Consider the following 12,622-nt stretch of genomic DNA (forward strand, 5'->3'; position numbering starts at 1 on the left):
ATGATTCGAGATGCATTTTTTTGGTATATATAGAAAAACATGTTCAGCATGAAAGAATGCGTTGCAACAGAAACTACAAGTACGATTATATATGGAAAGGAGACTATTTATGAAATATAAATGGTTATATATCGGTCTCATTTTTTCAATTATGATGGCACTTGTTCCAGTTTCAGCACTGGCTTATACAAATACTCCACATAACTGGGGAATCCCGCGTCCTAAAAATGAAACAGTACCAGATGCAGGAAAGTTATATACAGATTTACTACAAAAAAATGGCGGGTTTTATTTAGGAGATACGAAGAAAAAAGATATTTATTTAACATTTGATAATGGATATGAGAATGGATACACAGGGAAAATATTAGATGTATTAAAAGAGAAAAAAGTACCAGCAACTTTCTTTGTAACGGGGCATTACATTAAAACACAAAAAGATTTATTGTTAAGAATGAAGGATGAAGGACACATTATTGGAAACCATTCTTGGAGTCATCCTGATTTTACAGCGGTAAATGATGAGAAACTTCGTGAAGAATTAACGAGTGTAACGGAAGAAATTAAAAAAGTAACTGGGCAAAAAGAAGTGAAATATGTACGTCCTCCGCGCGGTGTATTTAGTGAAAGAACGTTAGCTCTTACGAAAGAAATGGGCTATTATAATGTATTTTGGTCACTTGCATTTTTGGATTGGAAAGTGGATCAGCAAAGAGGATGGCAATATGCGCATAATAATGTTATGACGATGATTCATCCAGGATCTATTTTATTACTTCATGCAATATCAAAAGATAATGCAGAAGCACTTGCAAAAATCATTGATGATTTGCGCGAGAAAGGGTATCATTTTAAAAGTCTAGATGACTTAGTAAAAGGCAATCAACCGTAAGCATGTATGCTTACGGTTTTCTCATGCTATAATGATGTGTAAAAAGGATGGGGAAACGTATGTGGAGCGAGCATGTTACGTTAGAGTATCCGTATCATTTTGAAGAAGTATTAAAACGTTTATCTTTTGATCCTCTTAACGTCATTCAATTAGATGAGAAAGTTATTTATATCCCGCTTTGTATCGACGAGGAACAGGTTGTTGTTCGCTTACAAGGGATTGGTACTGTTCAAAATCCACAGTTTTGGATTTCTAGTCAGACAGGAGATCCAGAGAAAGTCATGAAACGAATGAGAGCCATTTTTCATTGGAATGAACCGTTTCAAGATATACAAAATCATTTTTTAAACACATCATTACGTCCACTATTTGAAACATATGCTTATACTCCAATTATTTTAGAATTTGATTATTTTGCTTGTCTGCTTCGCTGTATCATTCACCAACAAATAAATTTGAAATTTGCTACTGTGTTAACAGAACAATTTGTGAAACGGTATGGAACAGAGAAGAACGGTGTATTCTTTTTCCCCACTCCGGAAATAGTAGCAAATATTTCAATAGAAGAATTGAGAGAGCAGAAGTTGAGTCAGCGAAAGGCTGAATATATAGTAGGATTAGGTCGAAGTATTGTCAGTGGTACATTAAATTTAGCGAGTATAGAAAATGGGACGGAAGAAGACATTTCAGCACAATTGTTGCCAATTAGGGGAATTGGTGCATGGACAGTGCAAAACTTTTTAATGTTTGGGCTTGGACGGAAAAATATGTTCCCGAAAGCGGACATTGGGATTCAGCGTGCAGTGCAAGGTATATTTCAATTAGATGATAAACCTGATGATGCATTTTTAGAAAAATTGAAACAAGAGTGTGAACCATACTGCAGTTATGCAGCGTTATATTTATGGAAAAGTATAGAGTAGAGGTGTAATAATGATACAAAAGCAACATGAGAGTAAGTTGGAAGTTGGTCAAACGTTTCCTGTGACAATTAAACGTCTTGGGATTAACGGAGAAGGCGTTGGTTATTTTAAGAGACAAGTTGTTTTCATTCCAGGGGCATTACCAGGAGAAGAAGTTGTTGCAGAAACAACGAAAATTCAGCGTGGCTTCGCTGAAGCGAAAGTGAAAAAAGTTCGTAAAGCTTCACCGCATCGTGTGAAAGCACCGTGTCCAGTATATGAGGAGTGTGGCGGTTGTCAGCTGCAACATTTAGATTATAAAGAACAATTGAATCAAAAGCGTGATATCGTTGTACAAGCATTTGAGAAGTACATGAAAAATAGTATGGAAGAGAAAATTCGTCCAACGCTTGGCATGGAAAATCCATGGCATTATCGTAATAAGAGTCAATTACAAGTGGGGCGTAAAGACGAAAAGGTTATTACAGGGCTATATAAACAAAACTCACATCAGTTAATTGATATCGCTCACTGTATGATTCAACATAAAGCAACGAATGAAGCGACAAAAGTTGTAAGACGTATTTTAGAAAAATTAAATGTTTCTATTTACAATGAGAAAAAACAAAAAGGTTTAGTACGCACAATTGTAACACGTACTGCAGTTCAAACAGGTGAAGTACAAGTTACACTTATTACAACAAAAGAAGAATTACCAAATAAAGAACAATTTATTGCAGAAGTACAAAAACAGATGCCAGCGGTTAAATCAATTATGCAAAATGTAAACTGGCGTAAAACATCTGTTATTTTTGGCGACAAAACATTTAAATTAGCTGGAAAAGAAGTAATTCAAGAAACACTTGGTGATTTATCATTTGAATTATCAGCACGTGCGTTCTTCCAGTTGAATCCAGAGCAAACCGTTGTTTTATATAATGAAGCAAAAAAAGCCGCTGCGTTAACAGGCGATGAGAAAATTGTAGATGCGTATTGTGGCGTTGGTACAATCGGTCTTTGGCTTGCAAATGATGCAGCGGAAGTACGTGGTATGGATGTAATTCCAGAAGCGATTGCAGATGCAAGAAAAAATGCAAAGCGTCACGGATTTACAAATACGAAATATGAAGCAGGTAAAGCTGAACAATGGTTACCGAAATGGGTAAAAGAAGGATGGCGTCCAGATGTAATTGTTGTCGACCCACCACGTACAGGTTGCGATGATAAATTACTGGAAACAATTTTAAAAGTGAAGCCGAAACAAGTTGTGTACGTGTCTTGTAATCCTTCTTCATTAGCACGTGATGTACAAGCATTAATGAAGAGCTATGAAGTGGAGTATGTGCAACCAGTTGATATGTTCCCGCATACAGCTCACGTAGAAAATGTAGTGAAGCTTGTTAGAAAGTAAAGTTTATTAATATTCCCTCATGGTATGAGGGAATATTTTCTATGAAGGAGAATATTATGCATAATTATAAATTAACAATTCAGTACGATGGCGCACGTTTTAAAGGATGGCAACGTCTCGGTAATAACGATAATACAATTCAAGGAAAAATCGAAAGTGTCATATCTGAAATGGTCGGAAAAGAAATTGAAATTATTGGTTGTAGTAGAACAGACGCTGGTGTACATGCTTTGAATCAAGTTGCTAACTTTCAAAGTGATGAGAAGTTAGTGGAACATAAAGTGAAAAAATATTTAAATCAATATTTACCTAATGATATTAGCATTACGAATGTGGAAGAAGTACATGATCGTTTCCATGCTCGTTACAATTCTAAAGCAAAAACATATCTGTATAAAATTTGGAATGAAGAGCATACAAATCCATTTATGCGTAAATACAGCATGCATGTGAATAAAAAATTAAATGTGAAAAGCATGAAAGCAGCTGCGAAACATTTAGTTGGTTCACATGACTTTACTGCTTTTTCAAATGCGAAATCAAAGAAAAAATCTATGGTTCGAGAAGTATATACACTTGATGTGATGGAAGAGGCAGGGTTTGTACAAATTAGAGTAAGTGGTAACGGCTTCCTTCATAATATGGTAAGAAAAATTGTCGGGGCATTAATTGAAGTTGGATTAGGACAATTAGACGCTGAAGCAATTCCAAACATTTTAGAGGAAAAGCAGCGCAATCAAATTAATTGTCTTGCTGAGGCAAGTGGGTTGTATTTAGAGAATGTTGAGTTTTAATGGCAAATAAAAAAATCGGGCTAAGTAGCTCGATTTTTTTTGTATTACGAAGATTTCTCGTTTTTTATACGTAGCTTCAAATTCCAAAAAGCAGCAAGCATAATAGCTGCAAAGGAGCCACTAATTGTTGCTAATAGCTTTGCATAAGGAAAGCTACTCATATCACCATTAATGAATAACATTATACATAGAACAGCAGGGAGAAGGTATAAGTAGTGTAATAACTTTAATTTTTTATCATTACTCATATATATAGCCCTTTCTAGCATGTTATATGTTTATTGTAACATATTTTACCAAGTTATTTTTTGCACTTGGAGACATGTTTATTTCATATGTGTAAATGCAGTTTTTTAATTCGATATTGTAAGTTTTGCCTACTTAATCCTAAAAATTTTGCAGCTTGTGAGATGTTGCCATGATGTTCTTTAAGAATTTGGTTAATGTAGTTCTTTTCCATTTTTTCTATTGTGTGTTTTAAAGTTTTAGGTGCATCAGTATTGTGATTAGTTAGTGCATGTTGCATATTGAATTCTGTTTTTATTCGTTCACGAAAGCGAGTAGGCATATGAAACGCTGTAATGATGGTTTCATCTTCTATCAAGTTCATGGAACCTTCAATTATATGTTCCAACTCCCGTACGTTTCCAGGCCAATTGTATGCATAGAAAAATTCTCTTACATTTACATCTACATCGGTTACATTGAGCCCAAATTGAGTATTATATTTTTCAATAAAGTGCTGAACAAGATCTGGAATATCTTCTTTTCTTTCACGTAAAGGCGGAAGACATAAAGTAACGACGCTTAATCGATAATATAAGTCTTCTCTTAATCGATTATGTGCGATGGCTTCGAAAGGATCTTCATTGATAGTTGCTATAATACGAACATCAATTTCTTTTTCGTGTGTGCCTCCGATTCTTCGTATTGTTTTTTCTTGTATAGCTCGTAGTAACTTCGCTTGAAGTGCTGGACTTAATGAGTTGATTTCATCTAATAACAAAGTTCCTCCGTTCGCTTCTTCGAATAAGCCTGATTTATCTATTGCTCCTGTAAAGGCACCTCGATTTGTGCCAAATAGTAGGCTTTCCATTAAGGTATCAGGTATAGCGGCACAGTTTTGTGAAATAAAGGGTTTGGTTGAACGCTGACTTTCATTATGGATGCTTTGTGCAAATAGTTCTTTACCAGTGCCTGTTTCCCCTACGAGAAGTATGGAGGAAGATGTACGAATTACTCTTTTTCCTTCTGTAATGATTGATTGAATGGCTTCAGAATCACCAATTATGTGATCAAAGGTAAATTTAGTGCTTTGTTTTCGAGAAGGACTTATTTTTATCGTTTGTTTTAAGTTACTAATTTCTTTTGATATTTCAATAGCGCCTTTAATTTTTCCATTTTCTATTATAGGGAAAGTATCGTTAATCGTTGTAATTTCTTGTCCTTTATTGTTAAAATACGTTTGTTTTATATTTTTCTTTGTTTTTCCAAATTTTAATGCCTCTATAAGAGTACTATTTTTATTTTCTTCAAATGCAAATATTTCTAAAGGACTTTTATATAATACATCTAAGCGATCCATTGATTCAATTTCCATCATTTTGCGGTTATAGACAATCGTTTTACTTTCCTCATTAATAATATGAATCCCGATATCGAGTTCATTGAGTAAAGTTTCATATAGCATATTCATTTCAATAATTTGTTTGAAATTAATTTCTTCTGTATGCATGTAACATCTTCTCCTCATTTCACCCTATGAAGACTGACTTTTTATAATTTTATTAAAATTCTTATAAAATCGCAAAAAATTTTTGCTATTTTTCGTTTAAAACTTTTTAAATGATCGAAAAATTTTGCGGTTGTGCACATTTTTTTGTATGAAACTCTCATTTAATACATGAATTAGAGACTTGGTACGTATTTTGCATAAATAATATTCGAAATCTCTAGAGGGGAGAATATGACTTTTTACAGGATATACAACGTTTTGGTGTCAATTAATAAGAGGGAGGAATTTATAAAGTGAAGACAGTTATAGAAGGTGTGTATAGTCCTTGTTATGGAAAAGTAGAGAAGTTATTTGTGACGGAAAGTTCTTACGTATACGAGTGGGAGAAATTAGCATTAATTGAAACAATAGATAAACAGAAAGTAGAAATTAAGATAGGGATCAGTGGTTATATTGAATCATTAGAAGTAGTAGAAGGACAAGCTATTGCTGATCAAAAATTATTAATAACAGTAAGGGATGACCTTTTAGTAACAGGCAGTGATTAATGTAAGTGACGTGTATTTTTGCTCTTTTAAATCATTATTTTTACACTGAATACTTTTAAAAACGCTTACATTAAATGGGTTGGCAAAGTGAAAAGGGGGGATTTATATGATGGATCAAAACCAAGGATTAAAAAGAGAATTGAAAAGTAGGCACATATTTATGATTGCACTCGGTGGAGTTATTGGTACAGGACTTTTTTTAGGGTCAGGTTATACGATTCATGAGGCTGGACCTGGAGGAGCAATTGTAGCGTATCTTGTCGGTGGATTTGTAATGTATTTAACGATGCTCTGTCTTGGAGAATTAGCTGTTGCGATGCCTGACGCAGGGTCTTATCAAACGTATGCGACAAAGCATATTTCCCCTGCAGCAGGTTATGTAGTCGGATGGATGTCGTGGTTAAACTGGTCTGCTACGATAGGTATTGAATTAATTGCAGTTAGTATTTTGATGAAACGTTGGTTTCCTGATGTACCGTCATGGATTTGGTGTGTAGTGTTCGCGGTACTGCTCTTTGCTATTAATGCGTTATCTTCAAGAAGTTTTGCGGAAGTGGAATTTTGGTTTGCAAGTATTAAAGTAATTACAATTATTGCATTTATTATTTTAGGCGGGGCGGCAATGTTTGGTTTTCTAGATATGAAAGGAAATGAACCAGCACCGATGTTCTCTAGCTTTACTGATTACGGGGGACTGTTTCCGAATGGATTATCAGCCATTTTAATTACGATGATTGCAGTTAATTTTTCTTTCCAAGGAACAGAACTAGTTGGTATTGCAGCAGGTGAGAGTGAAAATCCGGAGAAAACGATCCCGAAGGCAATTAACAATACAGTTTGGCGTATACTTGTTTTCTTTGTACTATCTATTTTTATTCTTGCTGGACTATTCCCTTGGCAGCAAGCAGGAGTAATAGAAAGTCCATTTGTAGTTGTATTTGATAAAATTGGTATTCCTTATGCAGCTGATATTATAAATTTCGTTATTATTACAGCAGTTCTATCCGTTGCGAATTCAGGATTATATGCAACTTCTCGTATGCTATGGTCTATGTCTAATCAAGGAATGATTAGTCCGATTTTTGGTAAGTTATCTAAAAACGGTGTTCCTATTTATGCATTGATTGTAAGCACAATTGTAGGTTGTCTCTCATTATTATCAGGTATTTATGCGGAAGATACAGTTTATTTATGGCTGCTTTCTATCGCTGGATTTGGAGCGATACTAGTTTGGGCATCTATTGCTCTATCTAACTTATTAGCTAGAAGGTCATACATAAAGCAGGGCGGGGATGTCAAAGACCTGAAATTTAAAACACCGCTGTATCCATTCGTACCACTGCTTGCGTTAGTATTAAATGTAACAGTAATCGTTGGCATGGCCTTTATTCCAGAACAAAGAATGGCATTGTATTGTGGTATTCCATTTATGATTGTTTGTTTACTGTTTTATCGTGCGACAAGAAATAAGGTACGTAAAGTAGAGCATATTGAAAAGATCAATACAACAAAAGTAGAAAGTTTATAATATTGAGTAATTTGGAGACTGTAAAATTGTAAACAGTCTCTTTTTTTGTGAAAATAAAGCTGGAAACATACTATGTATGCAAAGGGGAATTAGCGATGAATCGAGAAATTTCGCAGTTGTTAAAACAAATAGATTCAAGGAAAGAGGAATTGTTAGAACTTACAAAAACATTAATTCGTTTTGAAACACCAGCACCGCCAGCGAGAAATACAAATGAAGCGCAAGAATTTGTTGCAGAGTTTTTAAGAAAACGAAATTTTAGTATTAATAAATGGGATGTATATCCGAATGATCCGAACGTTGTTGGGGTAAAAAAAGGAATAAAAAGTGACTCATATAAAAGTCTTATTATTAATGGGCATATGGATGTAGCTGAAGTGTCAGCAGATGAGGCGTGGGAAACAGATCCATTTGATCCATTTATAAAAGATGGCTGGTTAGTTGGACGTGGCGCAGCAGATATGAAAGGGGGATTGGCTGGGGCACTATTTGCTATTCAGCTTTTACAAGAAGCTGGCATTGAATTACCTGGAGATGTAATCTTTCAATCCGTAATTGGGGAAGAAGTTGGAGAAGCTGGCACGCTTCAATGCTGCAGGCGAGGTTATGATGCTGATTTTGCAGTCGTAGTGGATACGAGTGATTTACATATGCAAGGACAGGGCGGCGTAATTACTGGATGGATTACTGTGAAAAGCCCGCAAACGTTTCATGATGCAACACGTAGGCAAATGATCCATGCAGGGGGACGTTTATTCGGAGCGAGTGCGATTGAAAAAATGATGAAAATTGTGCAAAGTTTACAAGAATTAGAGCGCCACTGGGCAGTCATGAAAACATATGAAGGCTATCCATCTGGAACAACAACAATTAATCCAGCTGTTATTGAGGGGGGAAGGCATGCGGCGTTTATTGCGGATGAGTGCCAGTTATGGATAACAGTGCACTTCTATCCGAACGAAACACATGAACAAATAATAAAAGAAATTGAAGAATATATTGGAAAGGTAGCAGCTGCCGATCCATGGTTAAGTGAAAATCCGCCACAATTTAAGTGGGGTGGAGAATCAATGATTGTAGATCGTGGTGAAATTTTCCCTTCATTAGAAGTAGATAGGGAACATGCAGCTGTAAAAAAACTTAGCTCAGTACACGAGTCTATTTTATCAAAAAATGCAATTTTAGATATGTCTGCAACGGTAACTGATGGCGGTTGGTTTAGTGAGTTTCACATTCCAGCGATTATATATGGACCAGGTACATTAGAAGAAGCACATTCTGTAAATGAGAAAGTTGAAGTTGAACAGTTAATTGAATTTACAAAAGTAATAACAGCATTTATATATGAATGGTGCCACACGAAAAAATAGATTTGCATAGTAAAATCGTACGAGTATGTATACTTGTACGATTTTTTATTGAACTATTTCAGAGTTGAATATAAACAACTGAAATAGTTCTTTATTTTGCTATGTCTTTCGTTTTATTTCAAGTAATTTCTCTTTTGCTAATTCAACGGCGATCGCATCATCTAAATAGCCAATTGGAAAGAGATAGTCGGGAATAATATCTGTCGATAAAATGAAATAAAGTAATGCGCTCCCAAGAACTGCACGTTCTTCTTTTGAAATGGTTTCATTGCAAAATTGTTGATACATATCTGTTAATTGTTCAATAAAAGGACCAGCACTATCAATTTGCTCTAATTTGCTTGCGAAACTGTTATGAATACGTTTTTCGCCTTCTGTTGTCTGGGCATAGCGTTCGTAATTTTCGAGTTCTTGTTTTACGCGAGTTGTAGTGTAATCGAAATCGAATAAGTTAGAGGATTGCAGCGTTTGCTGAATGGTATCAAGAGATGTGTACATATCTGTTTTTTCTTTATTAATGTGAGGAGAATCAGGGTACATTTCATCAAATAACAATTGGGGTGGAACTTGAAGACATTCTGCAAATTTTTGTAGATGTTTTTGTTTTGGCGGTTGTTTACCATTAATAATTCTTGAGACTGTTGCAGGATCAATATTTGTAAGTATTCCTAGTTGGCGCATAGATAAGGCGCGTTCTTTTAAAAGTTTTTTTATTAATTTGCCAAGCCGATCATTCGGGTTTTCATTAGCCATAGTGTAGGCACTCCTTTTTTAGTGTTGAAAAAATATTGAGCATTTATTACAAGTATATGAAACAGACAGGCACAGTTGCTCAACATTTTCATAATATGCATTGAAAAGTGAGAAAAAGGGGTGACTATTTATGAGTACGGTAGGCTTATTTTCAATTTTTTTAATCGGGATCGCTTCTAATTTAGATAATGCAGGTGTTGGAATTGCATATGGCATTCGTAAAATTCGTATTTCGTGGTTTAACAATTTTATCATCGCATTCTTTGGATTTTTATTTACTTTACTAGCTGGATTTTTTGGAAACTGGATTGCGTTATTTATTTCAGAGTTTACAGCAAATCTGATTGGAGCAATCGTTTTAGGGATAATCGGTGTGTTTATTTTATGTCAGCCTTTCTTGGGCCAAAAAAATACTGCAGGTTCTAAAGATGATAATGTACTTATGGGAATTTTACGTGATCCGGAAAAAGCAGATTTTGATGGTTCTAAAACAATTAGTTTCTCAGAAGCAATTGTTTTAGGAGTTGCGTTGTCTATTAATAATATTGCAGGTGGATTTGATGCAGGGGTAACAAATTTAAATCTTTGGCTTACAGCGACTATTTCTGGGGTGTTTAGTTTTATTTGTATTAGTGGTTTTGCGTATGTAGGAAAACGATTTTTAGCAGAATACTTAGGGAAATGGGCGACAGTTATCGCAGGAGTGTTATTAATTCTTATTGGGATCGATCAGTTGTTGTAAGGAGAGTAGAAAACAAGGTTCGAGTATTTCCTTGGAAATACAGCAAGAGATTGCATATATCGACGTACTTTTCTCCATACTAATACGGATTTCTTTTAAGAAAGGGGGATTTGTATGGGACGCGGGAAAGCATTTGATCATAAGAAAAAAGGGCATGATCATCAACCACCTAAAGGTGCGTTCATTCATAAAGATGTAAATGAACATACTTTGGAAGAGGAAGAGCTACCAGTAAATATTGAGGCGTATAAAAATAGTTTAAAAAAACATTAAAAGCACCTACATAGGTGCTTTTTTACCGTATATCTTCAATTAATTGTTCGGATTCTTCATGCATACTGTACTCACTTAATACTTGAATGCAAAGCCACTTTAATTCCTCAATCGTATGCTCAAGTTCTTCAGGAAGCACATGATAAATGTCTTCAAGTCCCATCCCGAAATGAATAAGTTCAAGTACTTGATCATCGATGTTCCGATCCATTAATAATTCAAGTACTTCTAAATTGAATATGTATCGGTGAGCTTCGTCGAGTGAAACAACTTTTAACTTCAAGCTTTCTACAATACTCAATATAAAAAGAAGGATTGTTTTTTCAAGAACAGGTTGTTTTCCCATTTGAAATATTAGTTTCATCTTTCACACCTCCACATATAGCGCTAGGTTGTACTATATTATTCAGGAGGGGGGAACAAATATGCATGATATAGAGAAACTTTCAGCACTGTTTTTGTAAGAGGATTGATAACTGACAAAAGTGAGGTTTTGGCGAAATAAAAAATCCTGCTAGTATAGCAGGATAACTCGCGATTAAAAAATGCTCCAACCTTCTTGAGCAGAAAGAAGTTCAAGGATTTTAAAACCGGCAATACTATTTCCGTTTGCATCTAAAGCTGGTCCGAAAATACCGATTCCCATGTCTCCTTTTACGCAGCCAAAAATACCACCGGCTACACCACTTTTTGCAGGAATACCAACACGAATTGCAAATTCACCAGATTCGTTATACATACCACATGTGACCATAAATGTTTTGCAAATTTTTGTAATATGCTTAGGGATAATTTGTTTTTTCTTATATGGATCATATCCATCCATTGCAAAAATTAAGCCGATACGTGCTAAATCGATGCAGTTTACTTCAACTGCGCATTGACGAGTATATAAATCCATAAGTTCTTCAATATCACAATCGATAATTCCGTTTTGTTTCATATAATAACAAAGTGAACGGTTTAGGTAAGCTGTCTCTAGTTCTGAATCGGCAACTTTAGAGGAATAATTAATAGTAGGATTATCTGTTATTTCACGTACAAAATGAAGAATACGTTCCATTTTTTCCTCGTTATCTTTTCCTGCTAACATGCTTGTAATAGCTAAAGCTCCTGCATTTATCATTGGATTAAGGGGTTTGGACGGACTTGTCGTTTCTAACTTAATAATAGAATTAAATGGGTCACCCGTTGGTTCCATTCCAACTTTAGAAAATACATATTCTTCACCACGGTCTAAAAGGGCAAGGGCAAGTGTAATTACTTTGGAAATACTTTGAAGAGTAAATAGTGTTTGTGAGTTGCCTGCATGGATATATTCTGTTTCTTTATGGAAAATGGCAATCCCTAAATCGTCTGGATTTGCATTTCCTAGTTCGGGGATATAAGTAGCAAGTTTTCCTTTTTTCGTATATGGTTTTACTTGTTCTAACAACTGTTGTAAGTTGTTTGTTTCAATGCACTGCATAGTACCAACGCTCCTATTTTGAATTAACTAAGTTTACTTTTCCCGATATGCTCGGAAATAAATAATAACATGAAAAAGTGGAATGATAAAACGAAAGTTCAATGTGCTATAATAGGTCTTTCGTTTCGAGTATTCTGTATTTTAAAAAGGAGAATTTTCCTTTTATATAACAGTTTGGAAATAGGAGATTTATCCATAAAAAGTTC

The 12,622-nt window shown here is 34.9% G+C and carries 14 protein-coding genes and 1 pseudogene; 10 read left to right on the forward strand and 5 right to left on the reverse strand.

Features of this window, described 5'->3' with window-relative positions; translation table 11 throughout:
* Nucleotides 1–109 precede the first annotated feature (109 nt).
* The 4 genes from pdaA to truA are packed head-to-tail and all read left to right on the forward strand — an operon-like array spanning nt 110 to nt 3,999.
* Nucleotides 110–892 (forward strand): delta-lactam-biosynthetic de-N-acetylase, encoded by a 783-nt coding sequence (gene pdaA / locus N2V80_RS02410; RefSeq protein WP_000875956.1) that lies wholly within the window; start codon nt 110–112, stop codon nt 890–892.
* Nucleotides 893–951: 59 nt separating this feature from the next.
* Nucleotides 952–1,815, forward strand: coding sequence for a DNA-3-methyladenine glycosylase family protein (locus tag N2V80_RS02415; protein ID WP_061655994.1), 864 nt, complete (start codon nt 952–954; stop codon nt 1,813–1,815).
* A gap of 10 nt (nt 1,816–1,825) precedes the next feature.
* Nucleotides 1,826–3,205, forward strand: coding sequence for a 23S rRNA (uracil(1939)-C(5))-methyltransferase RlmD (gene rlmD / locus N2V80_RS02420; RefSeq protein ID WP_000615200.1), 1,380 nt, complete (start codon nt 1,826–1,828; stop codon nt 3,203–3,205).
* Nucleotides 3,206–3,261: 56 nt separating this feature from the next.
* Nucleotides 3,262–3,999 carry a tRNA pseudouridine(38-40) synthase TruA gene (truA, locus tag N2V80_RS02425; RefSeq protein WP_000553118.1) on the forward strand — a complete coding sequence of 246 codons (738 nt, stop codon included), beginning with the start codon at nt 3,262–3,264 and terminating at the stop codon, nt 3,997–3,999.
* A gap of 44 nt (nt 4,000–4,043) precedes the next feature.
* Here the strand turns inward: truA and N2V80_RS02430 are convergent, their stop codons facing one another.
* The gene (locus tag N2V80_RS02430) at nt 4,044–4,247 is read right to left on the reverse strand and encodes a hypothetical protein (protein WP_000063853.1); all 204 of its coding nucleotides are present in this window, start codon (nt 4,245–4,247) and stop codon (nt 4,044–4,046) included.
* A gap of 83 nt (nt 4,248–4,330) precedes the next feature.
* Nucleotides 4,331–5,734 carry a sigma-54 interaction domain-containing protein gene (locus N2V80_RS02435; RefSeq protein ID WP_061655995.1) on the reverse strand — a complete coding sequence of 468 codons (1,404 nt, stop codon included), beginning with the start codon at nt 5,732–5,734 and terminating at the stop codon, nt 4,331–4,333.
* A 293-nt stretch (nt 5,735–6,027) separates the two neighbouring features.
* On the opposite strand from N2V80_RS02435, the gene N2V80_RS02440 reads away from it, so the two are divergent.
* From N2V80_RS02440 to N2V80_RS02450, 3 genes are all read left to right on the forward strand, one after another.
* The gene (locus N2V80_RS02440; protein ID WP_000859489.1) at nt 6,028–6,282 is read left to right on the forward strand and encodes a biotin/lipoyl-containing protein; all 255 of its coding nucleotides are present in this window, start codon (nt 6,028–6,030) and stop codon (nt 6,280–6,282) included.
* 106 nt (nt 6,283–6,388) lie between these two features.
* A complete protein-coding gene (locus tag N2V80_RS02445) occupies nt 6,389–7,810 on the forward strand; it encodes an amino acid permease (protein ID WP_000969251.1) in 1,422 nt (473 codons plus the stop codon).
* Nucleotides 7,811–7,905: 95 nt separating this feature from the next.
* Nucleotides 7,906–9,180: an acetylornithine deacetylase gene (locus N2V80_RS02450; protein WP_061655996.1), complete on the forward strand. Its 1,275-nt coding sequence runs from the start codon at nt 7,906–7,908 to the stop codon at nt 9,178–9,180.
* Nucleotides 9,181–9,279: 99 nt separating this feature from the next.
* Here the strand turns inward: N2V80_RS02450 and N2V80_RS02455 are convergent, their stop codons facing one another.
* A complete protein-coding gene (locus N2V80_RS02455; protein ID WP_001262775.1) occupies nt 9,280–9,933 on the reverse strand; it encodes a DUF1232 domain-containing protein in 654 nt (217 codons plus the stop codon).
* A 130-nt stretch (nt 9,934–10,063) separates the two neighbouring features.
* Here N2V80_RS02455 and ytaF point away from each other — a divergent pair, with 130 nt between their 5' ends.
* Nucleotides 10,064–10,675 (forward strand): sporulation membrane protein YtaF, encoded by a 612-nt coding sequence (gene ytaF / locus N2V80_RS02460; protein ID WP_000108728.1) that lies wholly within the window; start codon nt 10,064–10,066, stop codon nt 10,673–10,675.
* 114 nt (nt 10,676–10,789) lie between these two features.
* On the forward strand, nt 10,790–10,948 hold the full coding sequence (locus N2V80_RS02465) for a hypothetical protein (protein ID WP_000532409.1): 159 nt from the start codon (nt 10,790–10,792) through the stop codon (nt 10,946–10,948).
* A 22-nt stretch (nt 10,949–10,970) separates the two neighbouring features.
* On the opposite strand, the gene N2V80_RS02470 is transcribed toward N2V80_RS02465, so the two are convergent.
* The gene (locus tag N2V80_RS02470; RefSeq protein WP_000766604.1) at nt 10,971–11,312 is read right to left on the reverse strand and encodes a DUF3969 family protein; all 342 of its coding nucleotides are present in this window, start codon (nt 11,310–11,312) and stop codon (nt 10,971–10,973) included.
* 174 nt (nt 11,313–11,486) lie between these two features.
* Nucleotides 11,487–12,416 (reverse strand): glutaminase A, encoded by a 930-nt coding sequence (glsA, locus tag N2V80_RS02475; RefSeq protein WP_001149850.1) that lies wholly within the window; start codon nt 12,414–12,416, stop codon nt 11,487–11,489.
* Nucleotides 12,417–12,485: 69 nt separating this feature from the next.
* Between glsA and N2V80_RS02480 the strand changes: the two are divergent.
* Nucleotides 12,486–12,600, forward strand: a pseudogene (locus tag N2V80_RS02480) (transcriptional regulator).
* The last annotated feature ends 22 nt before the right edge of the window (nt 12,601–12,622 follow it).

Source organism: Bacillus sp. FSL W8-0640, assembly GCF_038007725.1.
Classification (GTDB): Bacteria; Bacillota; Bacilli; order Bacillales; family Bacillaceae_G; genus Bacillus_A; species Bacillus_A cereus.